Source organism: Chitinophaga sp. Ak27, assembly GCF_012726295.1.
Classification (GTDB): Bacteria; Bacteroidota; Bacteroidia; order Chitinophagales; family Chitinophagaceae; genus Chitinophaga.
On record NZ_JABAOB010000014.1, the window covers coordinates 92,141 to 112,506 of the forward strand.

Annotated in this window: 16 protein-coding genes and 1 tRNA gene; 7 read left to right on the top strand and 10 right to left on the bottom strand. The window is 43.4% G+C overall.

The window, feature by feature from the left end; translation table 11 throughout:
* Window position 1 precedes the first annotated feature (1 nt).
* Complete coding sequence (locus HGH90_RS31060; RefSeq protein ID WP_169192755.1) at window positions 2-976, bottom strand: SIS domain-containing protein; 975 nt, start codon at window positions 974-976, stop codon at window positions 2-4.
* A gap of 156 nt (window positions 977-1,132) precedes the next feature.
* On the opposite strand from HGH90_RS31060, the gene recQ reads away from it, so the two are divergent.
* The 3 genes from recQ (at window position 1,133) to HGH90_RS31075 (ending at window position 4,283) form a co-directional block, all read left to right on the top strand.
* Entirely contained in the window at window positions 1,133-3,334 is a 2,202-nt protein-coding gene (gene recQ / locus HGH90_RS31065) for a DNA helicase RecQ (RefSeq protein ID WP_169192756.1), read from the top strand.
* Between the two features lie 26 nt (window positions 3,335-3,360).
* Window positions 3,361-4,128, top strand: a complete 768-nt coding sequence (locus tag HGH90_RS31070; protein WP_169192757.1) for a DUF3050 domain-containing protein — start codon at window positions 3,361-3,363, stop codon at window positions 4,126-4,128.
* Between the two features lie 82 nt (window positions 4,129-4,210).
* Window positions 4,211-4,283: transfer RNA gene (locus HGH90_RS31075), tRNA-Phe, on the top strand.
* Between the two features lie 60 nt (window positions 4,284-4,343).
* Here the strand turns inward: HGH90_RS31075 and HGH90_RS31080 are convergent.
* Both HGH90_RS31080 and HGH90_RS31085 read right to left on the bottom strand, forming a co-directional pair.
* Window positions 4,344-5,144 (bottom strand): lipid II flippase Amj family protein, encoded by an 801-nt coding sequence (locus HGH90_RS31080; RefSeq protein ID WP_169192758.1) that lies wholly within the window; start codon window positions 5,142-5,144, stop codon window positions 4,344-4,346.
* Window positions 5,145-5,210: 66 nt separating this feature from the next.
* Complete coding sequence (locus HGH90_RS31085; RefSeq protein ID WP_169192759.1) at window positions 5,211-5,789, bottom strand: NAD(P)H-dependent oxidoreductase; 579 nt, start codon at window positions 5,787-5,789, stop codon at window positions 5,211-5,213.
* 97 nt (window positions 5,790-5,886) lie between these two features.
* Between HGH90_RS31085 and HGH90_RS31090 the strand changes: the two genes are divergently transcribed.
* Window positions 5,887-6,252 (top strand): winged helix-turn-helix transcriptional regulator, encoded by a 366-nt coding sequence (locus tag HGH90_RS31090; protein WP_169192760.1) that lies wholly within the window; start codon window positions 5,887-5,889, stop codon window positions 6,250-6,252.
* A 128-nt stretch (window positions 6,253-6,380) separates the two neighbouring features.
* Here the strand turns inward: HGH90_RS31090 and HGH90_RS31095 are convergent, their stop codons facing one another.
* On the bottom strand, window positions 6,381-6,710 hold the full coding sequence (locus tag HGH90_RS31095; RefSeq protein WP_169192761.1) for a hypothetical protein: 330 nt from the start codon (window positions 6,708-6,710) through the stop codon (window positions 6,381-6,383).
* 310 nt (window positions 6,711-7,020) lie between these two features.
* Window positions 7,021-9,426 carry an ABC transporter permease gene (locus HGH90_RS31100; protein ID WP_169192762.1) on the bottom strand — a complete coding sequence of 802 codons (2,406 nt, stop codon included), beginning with the start codon at window positions 9,424-9,426 and terminating at the stop codon, window positions 7,021-7,023.
* Between the two features lie 215 nt (window positions 9,427-9,641).
* On the opposite strand from HGH90_RS31100, the gene HGH90_RS31105 reads away from it, so the two are divergent.
* From HGH90_RS31105 to cls, 3 genes are all read left to right on the top strand, one after another.
* Window positions 9,642-11,783 carry an alpha-galactosidase gene (locus tag HGH90_RS31105; RefSeq protein ID WP_169192763.1) on the top strand — a complete coding sequence of 714 codons (2,142 nt, stop codon included), beginning with the start codon at window positions 9,642-9,644 and terminating at the stop codon, window positions 11,781-11,783.
* A 125-nt stretch (window positions 11,784-11,908) separates the two neighbouring features.
* Window positions 11,909-12,862 carry a carotenoid biosynthesis protein gene (locus HGH90_RS31110; protein ID WP_169192764.1) on the top strand — a complete coding sequence of 318 codons (954 nt, stop codon included), beginning with the start codon at window positions 11,909-11,911 and terminating at the stop codon, window positions 12,860-12,862.
* Window positions 12,863-12,899: 37 nt separating this feature from the next.
* Window positions 12,900-14,378, top strand: coding sequence for a cardiolipin synthase (cls, locus tag HGH90_RS31115; RefSeq protein WP_169192765.1), 1,479 nt, complete (start codon window positions 12,900-12,902; stop codon window positions 14,376-14,378).
* Here cls and HGH90_RS31120 read toward each other — a convergent pair.
* From HGH90_RS31120 to ybeY, 5 genes are all read right to left on the bottom strand, one after another.
* On the bottom strand, window positions 14,373-14,795 hold the full coding sequence (locus HGH90_RS31120) for a hypothetical protein (RefSeq protein ID WP_169192766.1): 423 nt from the start codon (window positions 14,793-14,795) through the stop codon (window positions 14,373-14,375). The genes cls and HGH90_RS31120 overlap by 6 nt on opposite strands.
* A 104-nt stretch (window positions 14,796-14,899) precedes the next feature.
* On the bottom strand, window positions 14,900-16,222 hold the full coding sequence (locus HGH90_RS31125) for an outer membrane beta-barrel protein (protein WP_169192767.1): 1,323 nt from the start codon (window positions 16,220-16,222) through the stop codon (window positions 14,900-14,902).
* An 8-nt stretch (window positions 16,223-16,230) separates the two neighbouring features.
* Window positions 16,231-16,803, bottom strand: coding sequence for an RNA polymerase sigma factor (locus HGH90_RS31130; RefSeq protein ID WP_168764971.1), 573 nt, complete (start codon window positions 16,801-16,803; stop codon window positions 16,231-16,233).
* Window positions 16,804-17,154: 351 nt separating this feature from the next.
* Window positions 17,155-19,023 carry a tRNA uridine-5-carboxymethylaminomethyl(34) synthesis enzyme MnmG gene (gene mnmG / locus HGH90_RS31135; RefSeq protein WP_169192768.1) on the bottom strand — a complete coding sequence of 623 codons (1,869 nt, stop codon included), beginning with the start codon at window positions 19,021-19,023 and terminating at the stop codon, window positions 17,155-17,157.
* 845 nt (window positions 19,024-19,868) lie between these two features.
* Entirely contained in the window at window positions 19,869-20,297 is a 429-nt protein-coding gene (gene ybeY / locus HGH90_RS31140) for an rRNA maturation RNase YbeY (RefSeq protein WP_169192769.1), read from the bottom strand.
* Window positions 20,298-20,366: the final 69 nt, after the last annotated feature.

Sequence of the window (20,366 nt, forward strand, 5' to 3'; positions counted from 1 at the left end):
TCTAAATAATTCCTTCTCTGATTAAATCATGTAAGTGAATAATACCTTGATATCGCGCTCCGTCCATTACCAGCAGTTGGGTAATATCATGCTGGCGCATCATTTCCAATGCATTGATGGCCAGTTGATCCTGCTGTATCATTTTCGGATGTCGCGACATTATATCTTTGGCCGTAACAGCTGCCGTGGGAACATTTTTCTCCAGCATCCTGCGCAGGTCACCATCTGTAATAATACCTTTAAGTAATCCATTTTCATCTACTACGGCAGTAACACCCAGCATTTTAGATGAAATTTCCACAATTACTTCCCGTAAAGAGCTGTCTTCCAGTACCTGTGGGGAGAGATGTAGCTTGCTAAGGTCTCCCACCTTGAGATACAATTTTTTTCCCAGGGCTCCTCCCGGGTGAAATTTTGCGAAATCAGCTGCCGTAAATCCGTGCCATTCTATCAGGCATACTGCCAGTGCATCTCCCATCGCCAGTTGTGCAGTGGTGCTGGTAGTGGGTGCGAGATTATTAGGGCAGGCTTCCTGGCTAACAGTTGTATTCAGTATAAAATCGGCTTCCAGGGCTAAAAATGAGCTGGTATTCCCCACCATGGCAATTAAAGTGTTGCCAAAATTCTTCACCAGTGGCACCAGTACTTTGATTTCGGCAGAAGTACCGCTTTTGGAGATACACATCACAATATCTTCTTCCCGGATCATTCCCAGGTCGCCATGAATGGCATCTGCGGCATGCATAAAAAGTGCCGGGGTGCCGGTAGAATTTAACGTGGCTACTATTTTCTGCGCAATAATGGCACTTTTCCCGATCCCGGTTACTACTAATCTCCCCTCACATTGCGCAATCCTTTCAACAACTTTCTCAAAATCTGCATTTATAAACTGCTGCAAATCATTAATAGCTGATGCTTCCAATGCAATAGTGCGTTTGGCTACGGCTCCTATATTGATAGTTTGATTCCTTTTCATGACGATTTACAAATTTATCATTTTTTAGTCAGCACTGGTACGCTCCGGTAATTTATATTGATACTCCGGGCTTTTTTAAGTAACTTCGTGTCCCCTAAAAAACATATAAATATATTTCGTCATTTGTTGGTTCTTTAGAGTTAAAATTTGAATGCAATGGCTGTTGTTAAGGAACGTTTGATGGATGCATTACGCGAACACTTCGGGTTCGATTCCTTTAAAGGAAATCAGGAAAAAATTATAAATAGCATCCTCTCAGGCAAAGATACTTTCGTTATAATGCCAACTGGTGGAGGTAAATCACTATGCTACCAATTACCCGCGCTAATGAGCCCGGGATGTGCATTAATAGTTTCGCCGCTTATTGCGCTGATGAAAAACCAGGTAGACCTGGTAAGAGGCTATAGCAGTAAAGACAATGTGGCCCACTTCTTAAACTCGACCTTATCCAAGGCGCAGATTAAAAAAGTGCGGGCTGATCTTACGGCGGGCAAAACTAAATTGTTATATGTAGCGCCTGAAACGCTTACCAAACAGGAAAATCTCGATTTCTTCAAGGAACTGGAAATATCATTTATTGCCGTAGATGAAGCACACTGTATTTCTGAATGGGGACACGATTTCAGGCCGGAATACCGCCGCCTGAAAGAAATGATAGACCAGATCAGCGACAAGCTGCCTATCATTGCCCTGACGGCCACTGCTACGCCTAAAGTACAAAGCGACATCGTAAAGAACCTCGGACTGAATAAAGCCAATATCTTTATTTCCTCCTTTAACCGCCCTAACCTGTATTATGAAATCAGGCCAAAACGCAAAAAGGACCAGACCATCAAAGATATCGTCAAGTTCATTCACCAACATAAAGGTAAAAGCGGCATCATCTACACCCTGAACCGCAAAACCACCGAAGAACTGGCAGACATGCTGGTAGCCAACGGCGTAAAAGCCGTAGCCTATCACGCCGGCCTGGATCCCAGTACCAGAGCCCAACGCCAGGACATGTTCCTGCATGAAGACACAGAAGTCATTGTTGCCACCATTGCCTTTGGAATGGGTATCGACAAACCGGATGTCCGTTTTGTAATCCATTACAACATTCCGAAAAGCCTGGAAAACTACTACCAGGAAACCGGCCGCGCCGGCAGGGACGGATTGGAAGGGCATTGTATCTGCTATTACTCCCATAAAGATGTACAGAAACTGGAACACCTGATGCGGGATAAATCGCTCAGCGAACGCGAAATGGGCGCACAACTGATCAATGAAACGGTAGCCTATGCGGAAAGCGCCGTATGCCGCCGTAAAGTAATCCTGCACTACTTCGGAGAACATTTTGAAACAGAGAACTGCGGTCAGTGCGATAACTGCCGTAATCCAAAGGAAAAAATAGAAGTGAAAAACCGGGTAGTGATCATGCTGAAAGCTATTCGCGCCCTGGAAGAACGCTTTGGCAGCGAATATGTGATCAACGTTATCACCGGGAAAACAAGTCCCCAGATCAACACTTACCGCCACGATCAGCTGGAAGTATTTGGCGAAGGGAAAGAATTTGATGCGCACTTCTGGAACTCCCTCATGCGGCAAATGATGCTCGAAGGACTGATAGAGAAAGATATTGAAGAGTACGGCCTCCTGAAAGTAACCGATAAAGGCACTAAATTCCTGAAAAAGCCATATTCCATCATGGTGGCGCTGAATCATCAATTTGATGAAGATGCTGCAGACGATGAAGAAGACGCCGCCGCAGAAGCCCATGCAGCAGCTGATCCAGTGCTGGTAGAAATGTTGAAGGAACTGCGGAAAAAAGTAGCCAAAGAAAAAAACCTCCCTCCTTTCGTAATCTTCCTGGAAACGTCCCTGGAAGATATGGCCACCCAATATCCAACCACCGTCCAGGAACTGGAAAAAATACAGGGCGTCAGCAAAGGAAAAGCGATTCGCTACGGCAAGCAATTCCTCGATGTGATTACCCGCTACGTGGAAGAAAATAATATCACCAAGCCAGATGACTTCGTGATGAAGAGCGTGGTAAACAAAAGCGGCATGAAGGTATTCATCATCCAGAATATCGATAAAAAAATACCGCTGGAAACGATCGCCAAAAACAAAGAACTGAGCCTTTCTCAACTGCTCGATGAAATGGAAACCATCGTTGCCAGTGGTACCAAACTGAATATCGACTATTGCCTCGACGAAGAACTGGATGACTATGCCCAGGATGAAATCATGGAATATTTCAAAGGCTGTGAAACTTCCAGCCTCGCTTTAGCAAGGGAAGAACTCATTGAAAATGACTACACCCTGGAACAACTAAAACTGGTACGTATCAAATTCCTGGTCGTATATGGTAACTAAACCGGCAGGCAACAAATAATAGTAAGATGAGCATTCAATATATTCAGGAAACCATTGCTGCCGCCCGGCAGAAAGTAGTAGCGCACCCCTTATATGCTAAACTCCAGACGCTGGAAGATGTACGCACTTTTATACAGTACCATGTTTATGCGGTATGGGATTTTATGTCGCTGCTCAAAGCATTGCAACAACAACTCACCTGTGTAAACGTCCCCTGGGTACCTGTTGGCAACGCCGCCACCCGCTACCTGATCAATGAAATTGTAACCGGGGAAGAAAGTGATATTGACCATACCGGCGCCCGCTGCAGCCATTTTGAATTGTATGAGCGGGCCATGCTACAGGCTGGCGCCGACTGTGCCCCTATAGAAGCGATTATAGCCGATGTAAAAGCCGGGAAGCCTATCCGTCACATTCTGGACAATTCATCGCTTCCTGAGGCTGTAAAGGGGTTCCTTGGCTTTACTTTTGAAGTAATTGCTACCGGCAAAGCCCATATTATGGCATCCGTGTTTACTTTTGGACGGGAGGACCTTATCCCTGATATGTTCCTGGCACTGGTAAAAGATCTTGACAGGAAATTTCCCGGAAAGCTGGACCTGTTCATTTATTATCTCGAAAGACATATCGAAGTAGATGGTGATCATCATAGTCAACTGGCCATGCAAATGGTGAGTGAACTATGTGGACAAGATACAGATAAATGGCAGGAAGCCGCTGAATATGCCCGCCAGTCGCTGCATTGGCGGCATCAATTGTGGAGTGGTATCCTTGAAGAGAAAGTAGTTTTATAAAATTTCTCAAAAAAAATTTTGCAATTCAAAAGATTGTCTTACTTTTGCAATCCCCTCACGAGAGAGGGCAATAAAAACGGATGGTGCGGTAGCTCAGTTGGTAGAGCAAAGGACTGAAAATCCTTGTGTCGCCGGTTCGATCCCGGCTCACACCACAGAAAAAAGGGAATTTTACTTACGGTAAAGTTCCCTTTTTTTATTCGCTTAAAATTCATCTATACTTTTTCTGCCAACAGGGCAATCATTTGTGCACAAGGCAAAAATAACAGCTGTGCAAATAAAGTCCCCGCCACCCTGGCCAGTACCATATAACTGATGTACTTCCGGAAAGAACTTTCTGCCAACTTCCCCAATACAACGTCATCGGTAAGAATGGATAAATGCGGATCAATAAATAACGCCATCAACACCGTTGCTACCCCATTAATAACGCCGGATAAATTACTCGCGGTTGTTCTATAGGAAGGATTCAGATAGGCTGCATACACACAGGATAAAACCGAAATGGTTATAACAGCCGTCGCCACCAGGTTATATAAAAAAATACGCCAGGGAAAATTACGCTGATCCGGCAACTCCAGTATATGTTCCCGGGAAGGCATTTTCAGGCTTTCTTTTATAAACAGCATGCCCGCTCCAGAAAGTCCCAGGTAAAATAGCCGGGGTATAGACTTATGAATGCTGAAATGAGCTACAGCCCCGGATAACAACCGTTGAAAAGTAGGTATCAGCAACGCACCTAAAACAGATCCTACTGTACAGGATAAAATAATATACCTGAATACCAGCATATTGGATGATACATGCTGCTGCAAATCCTGCTCCACTGTTTTAGCCAATAAAGGCGCCTGTAACGTGTTTGCGGTACGGGAGAATAAAACCAATATGTTAAACAATGAAAAAGTAATCGCTATCCTTCCTGTTCTGACGCCTACAATCCGTACCGCATATGACAAAGTAGTAATCAGGTTTATCAGCAATGTGAGAATAAGAACGATGATAATCTGGGTAGACATAAGTAATTTTTGTGAGGTCTCTTAAAATTACTACTTCCACCCCATCCCTTCAAAAGAAAGTGTAACCTAACGATCACCGGCTATGCTTCTTGCATTTTCAGCTGCTGTACCGCAATATTTGTCCATGAAAGCCAGGTACATTTCCACGCTCTTTTCAATCCTCGAGGTCGTGGCACGATGTTCTAACCCATAAAATGCAAACAAAGGCCGGTAATCTGCCTGCACATACTGGAAGGTTATTTCAAATGGCGCAGTTAACTCGTTTAACGTGTATTTGTACTTACCCCCAGTAGTATATTCCTGCTCATCAATGCCTACTGAAATAGCCAGCGCCACCTTTTTATTCTTCATTTTATACCCGCTCTTACTCCCATATGCCCAGCCATGGGTGAGTACCTCATCCAACCATTTTTTTAGCAGCGGAGGGCAATTGAACCAGTAAAACGGAAACTGGAAAATAATGGTTTCATGCTCTTCCAACAACGCCTGTTCTCTTTTAATATCTATTTCACCAGATGGATAAGCTGCATATAAATCATGTACCCGGTATCTATCGGGATATTGCCGCAATGCTGCTGCCCATTTTTTGTTTACGACCGATGTTTCCATATCCGGATGGATCACTATTACCAATACCTTGCTCATATCTTACTATCTATTTTTAACTCTGTGCAAAAATATTTAAGTTGCCGCTGTAATCGGGCATGAAAGCCCAATGTATGGAGCTAACAAAAGTGTAAGTATGAGCAAAATAAAACCCACATCGACCCACGATGAAAACAAACGGATGCTGGAAGCAGAGTGCCCTGAAATATATGCCTCCAACCTGATCAACGGGCAATGGACGGTAGCTATCTGCTGTTACCTCGGCGCCGGCAAAATGCGTTTTGCTACCCTGAAGAAAAAGCTACCTACCATCACCGATCGGATGTTGACACTAGAGCTCCGGAAAATGGAAGAAAAAGGATTAATCTCCAGAACTGTTTTCGCAGAAGTACCTGTACGTGTAGAATACGAATTAACACCTATTGGCCACGAACTAATCCCTGTCATCCAACAGCTGGAAATCTGGGGTAAAAAGCATAAAGCATTGTTCGATAAAGAATAACCTATTACGCCTTCTTTATCAAAAAAGGTTGCCGCCCTCCCGGGCGACAACCACAACCCCTCAAAATAAAATGCCATAAAGCACTTTATGCAGTATACTGATACTATGCTATCCACCCTTATTTGATGTCATTCGCAGTATCGTACCCTACTCTCCAACACAGTCCGCATTAACGCCTCCATTTCCTTTACCCGCTCATCAAATCGCAATTTCGATTGTGTTACCAACCGATCCAATATATGTATGGTTCCACTCTCTACATATTTTTTCAGCAACAATAAATCATCATCACTGATAACCCGCTTGTCAAACCAGCTATTCCTGAGTACCAGATAGTGAACATCCAGTCCCGACCGGTTCAGATACCCCAGTATGCCCTTTATATCTCTAATGCCATCATCAAATACAAGGCTGGCAGGAATCAGGAAAGATGTATCCGTTTCCGTATGAAAATGCATTGCTGACCTTATTCGCGCCAGTTGATCTTCCGAACGATGGTTAGTATCAGAATTGTTAACAACAATAAAAGGCGCGTCTCCCAGAGAAGGCGCATGAATGGGTTGCTTAAAAGGGAAGAATAATCTTCTTTGAAATATTTGTTGTAACGTCTTTGTCTTGCCTATGTGTGGGTAACCAACAATGACAAACAATTTTTTTGGGTTAAAATTCATACCCAAAACAACTATAAATAAAAACACAAACTGTTAATCAAATCTTAACAGGCAAATTTTTTCCGATGATAGCCCAGTAATGACGTATTTATTGACTTTATTCTGTACTAAGACTCTTTACAGGATTGGTTGCCGCCAGGCGTCTGGTCATGCCTGTTATCACAACAAACACCAGCACCAACAGCAACATACCCACCATTAAAAACGGCTCCACCCCTATATCTACTCTGTACGCATAATCCATTAACCACCTGTGACAAAGATACCAGGCTAGTGGCCAGGCCACCACATTAGATATAACCATGATCCAGGAAAATTCTTTTACAAACAAGGATACAATATCTGCGCTGGTAGCCCCCAGTACCTTACGGATTCCCATCTCCTTACCCCTCCTGGCAATACTCAGCGTTACAATCCCCAATACACCCAGCAATACTATCATCAAAGATACCACCGTAGCTACCCTGGCAGCCTTTTGCATCTGCGTCTCTGTTTCATACAACTGTGCAATACTATCATCCAGGAATTTAAAGTCAAACGGAGCATCCGGAAACACCTCGCGCCACTTCCGCTCCAATGCAGCTATCTGCCTGGAAGGATTACCCGGCCCAAACCGAAAGGAAAGATACCGGTAGATATTATTGAAATGCACGTCTATAAAACAAACTGGAGCAATCGCATCTTTCATGGTGCCAAAATGAAAGTCCTTCACCACCCCACTTACATACATCACAGTATTTATATTATGAATACGCACCGGCTTATTCATTGCCTCAGCCGGATTCTTCCAGCCCAGTGAGCGCACCGCCGCTTCGGTAATGACTAATTTAGATGAATCAGCAGCAGCCCCGTTATAAAAAGCTCCTTCCTTCATCTTAATATTATACGTTGTGGGAAAACGCTCATCTGATATTACAGACGTCATAGACACGGCCGTGCTGGAATCATTTTCAGCACGATAAACCATATACGCCCCACTACTCCACCCATCGGTAATTTCATAGGAAAACGAAGCATCTTTTATTTCAGGCATTGCCCGGAACTCATCCCGCATTCTTTCCATATGCTTTACGCCGGTAGCGGTCCAATCCCGCGGAACCGGCACTGTAACAATATGATCCTTGTCATAGCCAAGATCCGTATGAAAGAAAAAAGACACCTGCTTATCTATCACAATGGCAACAATAAACACCACAATCGCCGTTACAAATTGTACGATGACCAGGGAACGTCTGAAAACCAGCTTCTCCTGAACATTCTTTAACTTCCCTTTCAATGCTGCTACAGATGGTTGCGCAGATAATACAAATGCGGGATACAAACCCGCCAGCAAACCGGTAACCAATATAATCATCACTGGCAAAGACGCAAACCACGCTGGGAAAGACGCCAGCGAAGGAAGAGGTTTCCCGATCAACTGTACAAACATGGGCTTCAGCACAAAAAATAAAGCAACGGATACTATAAAGGAAAACGTGACTACCAGCACTGATTCTGTAATGAATTGGAGAATCAATTGCCGCTTCCTGCTACCCATCGCTTTTCTTACACCTATTTCTTTCAATCGTGTCAGGGAATTACCTACAGAAATATTGACAAAGTTGATAATTGCCATCAACAATATAAATAAAGCTACTAACGAAAAGATGGCTACCATCCTGCCCGCTAATCCCTTATACATGCTAAGGTAACAATCTTTTAAAGCAACAGGATGCACTTCCAAAGCCTTCTGTATTTCAGGAGTCGCATTCGTTCTTATCAACGTGGCCAATGGCCCTTTTAACTGCTCCGGTTTCACACCTGGTTTCAGCAATACATATCCAACTATATTGGGGGATTGCCAACTGTTAAATCCAAAAGTGCGCCCGAAATAACGAACGCTGGCTGGAGCAAGAAATATTTCATTCCCCGGCTTTGCATAGTTCGTAACCGTATTAAATGGCAAATCTTTAATGACTGCAGTTATTTCAAAGTTATCATTCCTGCCGTCAAACGATTGTATTTTTAACAACTTCCCAACTACATCCGACTTTCCAAAAAACTGTTTTGCTTTCTTTTCGGCCAGCACTACGGCGTTGGGTTTATCCAGTGCAGTACGCGGATCCCCATACAATACCGGGAAATTAAACACATCAAAAAGAGTAGAATCTCCCGGATGTACGCCTTCCCGGTAAGGCTTATCTCCCACAGTAACCACCACGGTGATAGCATCATGCGCATATGCTTTTTCTATCAGGGCAGGATAATTATCCTGCAATGCCTTAGTTAGTGGCCCTAACGTAGCAAATTCAACACCGGTTTCAGGGTTTGCCCATTTGCTTTTCAGAAGAAAAATACGGTCGCTGTTCTTAATAAACCGGTTCACCTGCCACTCTCCCCAGGCAAATACGCCAATCAATAACACAAACGTGATTCCGATGGCTAATCCGCAAACATTTACCATGGCAAAAAAACGATGCTTCGTAATGTTCCGCCAGGCAACCAGGAAGTAGTTTTTAATCATAAGGCAAAAAATTGTTACTGGACTTCCACCAAAAAAATGCCGCAACATAATTAATTGATAATCAGAATATAAAATAAATATACTTGTCCGATTATGCACAATGTTCGTCCACTTTTGCATGGGGTATTCCACCAGTAGGTATAAAAAACCCTCTATACAACATGCCCTTTTATTTGTATTTTGTACGCTTATTCCTCGTAGATAAATAATCTGGTATGAAAAAACTACTGGCCATAGGCCTGCTCCTGTTGTCTGTCAGGATATCCGCACAGAACATACGCATCATCACCCACAACATCAGCCTCGTTTACCATGTAAACCAGGAGGGACGACTGGTACAACAATATTTCGGGCCACAACTCCGCCCGGAATACGCCGATACCCTGGTAAAAAACAAACAGGAGGCCTATATCACCGCTGGTATGGAAAGTCTCCTCGACCCTGCCATACGCGTAGTACACAATGATGGTAATCCTTCCCTGGAACTGAAATATATTTCTCACACCTCAGCTCCAACAGCACCTGATATTACAGCTACCTCCATTACCCTCCAGGATCCGGTATACCCTGTAACGGTTATCCTCCATTTTGAAGCCTATGACAAGGAAGACATTATTAAAGCATGGACAGAAATAAAACATAACGAGAAGAAACCAATTCTCCTTACCGCTTATGCCTCTTCCATGCTGCATATAAATGCAGAAAAATATTGGCTAACCCAATTCCATGGCGATTGGGCCAAAGAAGTAAATATGCAGGAGCAATACCTCACTGCCGGCATGAAAATACTGGACAGCAAACTGGGAACCCGCGCCAACATGTACCAATCCCCCATGTTCCTATTGTCTGTAGATCAGCCTGCACAGGAGGAAAATGGAATGGTGCTGGCCGGAACCCTTGCCTGGACCGGGAATTTTAAATTCGGTTTTGAAGTAGATGAACGCAACGCCCTGCATATCAATGCCGGCATCAATCCTTACGCCAGCGACTATACGCTAAAACCAGCAGAAGTATTTACAACTCCCGCTTTTATCTTCACTTTATCAGATAAGGGGAAAGGCCAAGCCAGCCGCAACTTTAACCGCTGGGCACTGAACTACGGTATATTGGATGGACATGGCCCCCGGCTTACCCTGCTCAATAACTGGGAAGCCACTGGCATGGATTTCAATGAGCAACGTCTTACTGGCCTCTTTGGCGGCGCCAAACAACTCGGAGTAGACCTGTTTCTTCTAGATGACGGCTGGTTTGCCAATAAATTTCCGCGCAACGAGGATAACGCCGGACTGGGCGATTGGGAACCCAATACGGCCAAACTCCCTCACGGACTGGGCTACCTGGTAAAAGAAGCTGAAAAACAGGGCGTTAAATTCGGTATCTGGCTGGAGCCAGAAATGGTTAACCCCAAAAGTGAACTGTATACCAAACACCCCGACTGGATCCTCCGACTCCCTAACCGTGCAGAAAACTACTACCGCAACCAGATGGTACTGGACCTTACCAATCCCGCCGTACAGGACTTTGTATTTGGCGTGGTGGATAAAACCATGTCCGAAAATCCTGGAATCGCCTTTATTAAATGGGATTGTAACCGGCTGCTTACCAATACCTACTCTCCCTATCTGAAAGAAAAACAATCACATCTCTTTATAGAATATACCCGTAGTCTATATAAAGTATTCGAAAGGGTGAGAGCCAAGTACCCTCATCTGCCTATCATGCTTTGCTCTGGTGGTGGTGGACGTACCGACTACGGCGCCCTTAAATACTTCACCGAATTCTGGCCAAGTGATAACACCGACGGACTTGAAAGAATTTATATCCAGTACGGATATTCCCACTTCTTTCCATCCAATACCATGGCAGCACATGTTACCAACTGGGGGCATCAGTCGCTTAAGTTCCGTACAGACGTAGCCATGATGGGCAAACTCGGCTATGATATTAAGGTGAGCGATTTCAATGACAAAGAGCTGCAATTCAGTCATGATGCCGTTGAAACGTATAGGCGTATCAGTAATATTGTATGGTATGGCAACCTATACCGGCTGGTTTCTCCTTACCGGGAAAATCGGGCAGTATTTCAGTATACCAGCGATGACCAAAAGAAAACAATTGTTTTTAACTACCTGATGAACGTTGGCAAAAACGATGTTTTTACGCCCGTAAAACTCCTGGGGCTCGATCCTCAGCAGCAATACCGCATCAGGGAAATCAACTTATTTCCAGGCACACACTCCGCATTTCACCAGGATAAACTCTACAGCGGCGATTTCCTGATGAAAGAAGGTATTCAATTGGCGCCAGGGGGTGGCCGGTCATTAACCAGCAATATTCTCGAAATAACGGCCGAATAAGGCCTCAAAAATAGCATGTCCTGCCTCACCCTTTACTTTGGGGAAGCAGGACATTTTTATGTATGCTGGCAGCGCAGGATAATACTTCCTGATTTACTATCTTCAACCCATAAAAATGCCAGCACATGCTTCCCTTCTCCGATATGCCCTATGGCTATGCACCAATATATTGCTTTCCGCTTACGGGAATCTGCATGTATGTATTGTTGCTGATTTGCGGCTGGCATGCCGGTGGTAAGGGGGTAGGCCACATTTCCTGGCTGTTGGGCGGACTGGGCTTCGGGTTATTATTGGAATACGTAAACGTCACTACCAGTAACGGTTATCGCTACGGACAATTTTGGCTAATGCTGGGTACTGCTCCCCGCAACATTCCTCTTTGCATTGGCTGTGGCTGGGCAGTGATCATTTATTCGTCGCGTTTGTTTACAGATAATTTTGGCCTGCCAGTTTGGGCGGCTGCTGCACTGGATAGCCTGTTAGCACTGAATATCGACCTGAGCATGGATGTAGTGGCATATCGCCTGCATATGTGGCATTGGGATTGGGCAGGCAAAGGACTATCTGCTCAAGCGCTCACAGGGCAATGGTTTGGCGTTCCATACGCCAATTTCTACGGCTGGCTATCGGTCGTTTTCTTCTATTCCCTGTTTGGACGGCTACTGGAAAAACGATTGGTCACTGCTTCCTGGAAAGCCACTATCCCGTTACTCTCCATCCTTATTTCACAAGTAGCATTATGGCTGTCATTATTTCCTTTAGCTGATTTACTAAAACAATATTTTGGTATCACTGCCGGGCACCGGTTAGTGGTATTGCTGGTGCTATTCGTTTCACTGACAATTGCCGGATACCTCAAGAGAAACCAGGCAGATACTCATTATTTCCCGCTGGCGGCATGGATAGTGCCATTATGGTTCCACGTGTATTTTCTCGCCTGGCTGTTCCTGGGAGGCTTTTCGGCAGAAAACCGGTATATGACAGCTTTCTCCATCTGCAATGTGGTACTCGCTTTGTCAATACATTTGCCTATGTTGAAGAAAAAGAAAAACATAACCATTTTAGCCCCAACGCGTTAATAATATATCTTGCTAACTGTTTAAACTCTTACGGCCGGTGAAAACGTTGATAGGCTACCTTACGGGCAACGAATGGCATCTTTATATCAAAATAGGCAGTACCGTGCTGTTGATCCTCATTTTTGTGGGGCTGGTGGCTACTATCCTTCTCGAAAACCGTAATCCTGTTAAAGCGATTGCTTATATCCTGGTGCTAGTATTTATTCCTATCGTAGGATTAATCGTGTACTATTACCTGGGCCGGGACCTGCGTAAGAGGCGGCGGTTTACTCTAAAAGGAAGTAAAGATGAAGTATTGTTTTTACGATACTGGGAATCCCAGCGGGCTCAGCTCGAGCAAATGCAGCTGGAACTACGGCAACAGGCCGGTAGTAAACAGGAACTTTCTGCCATGTTACTAAATACCCGGCAATCGGTACTAAGTAAGAACAACCAGGTACAGTTGCTGATTAACGGAGAAGAAAAGTTTCCAGCCGTATTCAGCGCGCTCAGAGCCGCTAAACACCATATCCACATAGAGTATTATATGGTAGCGGCAGATGATGTAGGCAACGAACTCACCGAAATATTGATCGAAAAATTGAATGTCGGTGTACAGGTACGTTTCATTTATGATGATATGGGAAGCGACCGTATAGGAGATATTCCCAAACGGCTACGCGAACAAGGCGCCAGTGTACACACCTTTTCACCGGTACTGGTCGATTTTTACCTGAATGCCAATTACCGCAATCACCGGAAAATAATTGTGGTAGATGGCACCGTTGGATTCGTAGGCGGTATCAACCTGGACGAACGTTACATCAATAACGGTAAACACCCTACGTTTTGGCGCGACACGCATTTACGTATTGAAGGAGATGCTGTAAATGTTTTGCAGCTGCAGTTCTTAATGAGCTATCGCTATTGCAGTAAAGAAGTATTTCCCTTTGCTGAGCCCTTCTTCCAACGGCCGGTGCTCACCGGCAACTGTTTCACAGACATAGTAGCCAGCGGTCCGGATTCTGAATGGCCTATAGCTATGCAAACCATCCTGATGGCCATTAATATTGCACAGAGAAGTATTCGTATCAGCAATCCTTATTTCATCCCCACAGAAGAATTATTGACTGCATTACAGATGGCTGCGCTGGCAGGTAAAGATGTACAACTCATGTTACCGTTGAAAGGGGATTCCTATATTGTGCAACATGCAGCACTCTCATACATAAAGCCCCTACTGGCTGCGGGTGTGAAAATATTTTTCTACACCCGTGGTTTTATTCATGCCAAAACGATGGTAATAGATAATAATCTTGCCTGGGTAAGCTCCGTTAATTTCGATAACCGCAGCTTTTATCTTAATTGTGAAATCGGTGCGCTAATATACGACCAGGAAGTAGCGGCAAAATTAAACAGGGCATTTGATGAAGACCTCTTGTATGCTGTACCTGTACAGGAAACCCGTTGGAACAAGCGTAATATATTAAAGCGTTTTATGGATGCGGTATGCCGCTTACTCACACCATTACTATGAGTTACGTTCTTCTTCATCATCAAAGTCAAGAAATTCCCCATTGTCTTCTTCCAGGTCCTGGTGCCGGTCGCCACCTATGCTGTAAATATTATTTTCCTCGTCTTCCTGCCCTATCGCTTCCTCATCATCGTCTAACTCAGATCCCGGAACATCCAGGTCATCTCCCACTTTATCCTTACGCCAGGTTTCTTCCTGCTCGTCATCCATTTCAGCTGGTTTCTTTTTTTCACTGGGCAATTCGCTGTTATGGCGGAATGAGCCGGTAAGTGCATTCACGTCTACATCTACCTCCATATCCCTGTTCCGCTTGCTCATAATATCCTCTCCGGAAGGATATTCAGGATATCCCGGAAAATCTTCCTGCGCTTTATCGTTGGATTCGGTAGCTTTCTTGCCTGGTTTATTTTTGTTACTCATAATCAACACATTTTTAACATGAATAATCCTGCGAAAAGCAGCAGGCATTACCATGATTGATAACAACCTAAAATGGTGATTGTTTACGGTAGCAAAAACGCCGCTCAGCGCTTTTTGCCTACCAGGTTAACCTGAAGAGATACTCCTGCGGAATAGAGTTTTACCTGACCCAGCCCTACTCCGCGAAGTGGTATTTTGGCATAAGGTTGAACACCTATAATTAATTTCCTGCCGGCAGGATGCTGATAAAGCGCACCTACATTCAGGATAGCCAGGTAATGCTGATTTTCATTCTCCACAGTCTTTTCTGCTGTTGGCAAGGTTTTGTAGATATACTGGTACTTCTCTTTCAACATAAAATAGTTGGAGATCCCCAGTGTGGCACTCACGGTATTATTTTTTACTTCTAAAAAGGTATAGTTCGCATTTACCGGTATATCGAGCACATCACAGTTGGCATTTACTTTTACTAATCCATAGGTATTGGGATAACCGGACGGTAAATTATAATCCTTATCGGTAGCACCATATATTTTCTTGCTATACACGGCGCCTGTAGTTACAAACCAATGTTTGTTGAAATAATAATGTGCCAATACGCCGGCATTAAAGCCAATTTTTCCATAATTCATAGAAGGCGCCACATTCAGATCAGGACCAAGCGTAACACCTGCGTACAGCCCCTTACTATTTATTTTTCTCCTGTTAATTTTACTTTCCTGTGTTGCCGGAATAGCAGTATTAATAGGTACTTCATGGACGTTTTCAATTTTCGTATATACGTTACCGTTATTAACGTTTTTTATCTTAACCGGATGGATATCATTATAAATCGTCTGTGTAGCGTCGGTGATATTACTATTTATAGTCTCCTTACCAGGATTATGAATAGCGTTATCTGATATCGGATTTTTAGTGTGAGGGTTAACCGGGTTAATCACCTGCTGATTCAATTGCCGGGTAGCAGCATCAGGTATGGGGAGATGGATAACCGGGGTAGTAGCTTTTCCTTTACCGCTGGTTGTCACAGGGTTACCGGCATGCTCAGTGGTTTGCTGAGTAGCAGATGGATGGCTGTCAGCAGCCGATCCTGGTATAGGTCCAGGTTGACTGGATGAGTGACTTTCATTTGCAAGTATAGTATTGGTAGTAGTAGTTTTATCTGTTGTGGTTTTTTGAGACGCATTTTCTTTAGGGACCTCCATTACAATAGTTTGCTGCGGTTGTTTACCTCCTTTTGGCATCTGTACTATCCACCAGCTCAGTCCTCCAAGTATGGGCAACAGTACAAACCACCACCAGGCGGTCGGGCGCTTTTTGCGCTTACCATCCAGCAGTGATTCCATTTTAGTCCACGCATCCTGGTCAAAAGGAATATCTCCTTCATTCAGCTTATTCCGGATGCTATTTTCAAACGCGTCATTCATTGTTTATACTAATGCATATTTATGTCTATCCCATCTGCAATGTTCATAGATGATTTTGTGATTCTTTCCTTTAATATTTTTTTCGCTTTAAATAAATTTGATTTCGAGGTTCCTTCTGAGATGCCCAGCATAGCAGCTATTTCCTGGTGTTGAAAACCTTCCATCACGTATAGGTTAAAGACAGTCTTATAAGCCGGCGGCAATGCTTGCACATGCCGGAGCAGTTCATCATAGGACAACTTATCGACTGATGTTTCATCCGTGGTAGGTTCAGCAACCTGGCTGATATCATCCATAAATATCAACCGCTTTTTACTACGTAAAAAATCAATGGAGGTGTTAACCATGATTTTGCCTAACCATGTTTTAAATGACCTGCTGGTATCAAATGACTGGATATGATTAAATATTTTGAGGAAACCATCGTTAAGAATCTCCACTGCTTCTTCTCTATTTTGTGCATACCGCAAACAAATACTGAGCCCATACCCAAAGAAGTTTCGGTATAACGCCTCCTGGCTGCTGCGTTCTTTTTTGCAGCAACCGGCAATGAGATCATTAATATTGTTCAGATCCTGCACAAAAAAATTCTTGCCTTCGTTTTTCTTTTAAATGTGTTCCTTCCTCTAAGGGAAAATGATGGTTGATGCTGATTTATTGAAATCATTCATACTAATGATACGAACCCTGTAGAAAAATGGTTGCTTACATTCAAAAAACATTTCTACTATCAAAAAAACGCATTTTTAGCCCTTTAGTTCACCTTACCCCTGTTTTTAACACTTATATCCGGCTTCTTCCTGATGTGCGAAATTTACCCACTTTATGAAGGTCGATTTTTTGCCTTTTTGACTGTTTTTTTTGAAATAGACGCCAAAAAAGCGGGCAAATTGTAAAAACAATCTGCCCGCTTTAAAATAGTGATTATTACTTTATCGTCCCATATAAACCATGAGGATTTGTACGTCGCTCGGATTAACTCCGCTAATCCGACTCGCTTGTCCCAAAGTATGAGGACGTATTTTATTAAATTTCTGCCGGGCTTCCGTCGATAAAGATACCAGCTTTCCATAGTCAAAATTGGCTGGAATAACCAGGTCTTCCAGTTGACTCATCTTTTGCACCAGTTCATTTTCCTTTTCAATGTATACATCATACTTGATCTGGATTTCTGCCTGTTCCAATATTTCTTTGTTAAAGCCGGAAAGTGCCGCTCCAATTTTTGCTACCTGTTCTTTCATGGCAAAAATATCTAAACCAGGGCGCAGTAATATTTGGTGTGCTTTCTGTTTTTGGGTTAACGGAGCAGACGATCTGGCTTCCAGTAGTGCAGCTATTTCTTCCGGTTCCACCGATAATTCCTTCAGGATACGTTTAATTTGCTCTACCCCACTCTTCTTTTCCCGTACTTTCTCCAGCCTTTCCTCCTTAGCGAGTCCCATTTTGTAGCTTCTTTCTGTCAAGCGCAGGTCCGCATTATCCTGGCGGAGCAGGGTTCTGAACTCTGCCCGTGAAGTAAACATCCGGTAGGGTTCTTCTGTACCTTTGTTGATCAGGTCATCAATAAGCACTCCAATATAAGCTTCACTTCTTTTCAGAATAAAAGGATCTTGTTCTGTTGCTTTCAGGTGAGCATTTATACCAGCCATTATACCCTGACAGGCGGCTTCCTCATAACCGGTAGTACCATTTATTTGTCCGGCGAAGAAGAGGTTCTGTACATGTTTTGTTTCCAGGGAAAACTGCAACTGGGTAGGTGGGAAAAAGTCATATTCTATTGCATAACCAGGCCTAAACATACGGCAATTCTCAAATCCTGGTACCAGACGAAGCGCTTTCATTTGTACATCTTCAGGCAGAGAAGTAGAGAAACCATTTACATAGATTTCCACCGTATCCCAACCTTCTGGTTCCACAAATAACTGATGGCGTTCCCTTTCTGCAAAACGGTTTATCTTATCTTCAATGCTTGGGCAGTAGCGAGGGCCCGTTCCCTGGATACGTCCCTGGAACATAGGTGATCTGTCGAAGCCTGTACGCAACATCTCATGTACAGCATCACTGGTATATGTAATCCAGCAACTCCTTTGTTGGGCTGGTTTAATTCGTTCTACATCCAGGTAAGAGAACCCAACAATCTCATCATCCCCTTTCTGTTCTTCCATTTTGGAATAGTCGAGGCTACGTCCATCAATACGGGGAGGTGTGCCTGTTTTAAGACGATCGCTTTCAAAGCCGAGGGAAACCAATTGCTCGGTAATACCTGTGGCGGCTTTCTCTGCCACACGGCCTCCACCAAACTGTTTATCTCCAATATGTATTACCCCATTCAGGAAAGTACCGTTGGTTAATACCACGGCCTTTGCCTTTATTTCATGACCCAGCCCGGTAATTACGCCATGACAACGGCCATCTTTTACCAAGAGCCCTTTTACCATATCCTGGTAGAAATCTACGTTCGGGGTTTTCTCCAGGGCTTCCCTCCATTTGGCGGCGAAAAGCATACGGTCGTTCTGTGTACGGGGACTCCACATAGCAGGTCCTTTGGAACGGTTCAGCATCCTGAATTGAATCATCGACTGATCCGTAACAATGCCAGAGTATCCTCCCAATGCGTCTATTTCTCTTACAATTTGTCCTTTTGCAATACCTCCCATGGCTGGATTACAGCTCATCTGGGCAATGGTTTGCATATTCATGGTCACCAACAATACCTTGGAGCCCATATTAGCAGCAGCGGCGGCGGCCTCGCAGCCGGCATGACCTGCGCCTACAACAATTATATCGTACGATGGAAACATAATAACTTTTAGAAAGTGCAAAATTACGTAGAAGAAGGGAGATTGTTTGGATAAACTAAGATGTTCCACGTGGAACATCAGGAAATGAAAATATCCTGGCATAAGTGTCTATGTTCCACGTGGAACATAAAGAGTTTCCTGCCGCTAAATTCGAATGCCACTACATTTTGTTGTTCTCACCCAAAATAGCGTACACAAAACAAGAACCCATGCTACCAACTCACTTATATCTCACGGTAAACCATTCAATAAGTAGCGCTTCTTCCTCCCTGTACTGTAAATAGACCTATCTGAAAATAAATATCATTCCTTCCTTCCCTGTCCTTTGGAAACCTACACTTTTTTATCCTGAGTAAAATGCAGACGTTGAAGTCACTCTTTAGCTGGCATATAACAATCGCAATCTATTGCTCCTGGTCTCATATTTCTGGACTTAACCCGAGTGATCCTTTTTATTTCATTTCACCCGATAATATCCCGTTTATATACTCAGATATAACAACTAAAAGTGTTTCCTGCTATCTCTAGCACTTAATTAGCAGCATCACAGATCAATTCCCTTTCTCATCATTTACGTTTATATCAAACTCAAGCAGTTTGGTACCGTGCGATGAACACAAGCAAATTCTCCAGTGTAAATCAACTCACAAAAACCAACCGAACTATTGTCAAAAAAATTTATAAAACTCCAGCGTGTTGATCTCAATAAAATCTTTAAACCTATTTGTTGTTATACAATGTTCCACGTGGAACATTGTATATGAATGTTTAAAAAATAAAATCTAGCCAAAAATAAAAGATGTTCCACGTGGAACATCTTTTAATAAACCTATTTCTGGTAAGGATTATCTACCTCCAAAGTATTTCTCCAGATATTCATCTTCTTTACTTCTCATTAGCATGGCGTCCTTTTTACTCTTGTCTTTAAAACCGCAAAGATGTAATGCTCCATGAAAAATAACCCTATGCTGTTCCTGAGTAATAGGTACTTTAAACTTTGCAGCGTTTTCTATCACTCTATCTATACTGATATATATTTCACCTTCGGTGACAGCTGGGTCCTCTCCCATCTCAAAAGTAACAATATCTGTGTAGGTGTCGTGCTGCAAAAACTGTTTATTGATCTCTAATAAATAGGCATCAGAACAAAATACAAAATGCAGACTCTTTAGCCCCTGTCCTTCCGTAGCAAAAAGATCAACCAGGAAGCTCTTTAACTTCCGTTTATTTTTTAAATAATCCTTTACCTCATGCGAGGTGAATTGAATGGCCATTTACGCTTAAAAAATTATGTGGATGTAAAAGTAAAGTGAAATTTCCGATTGCCCCCGTTTCTTTTTGAC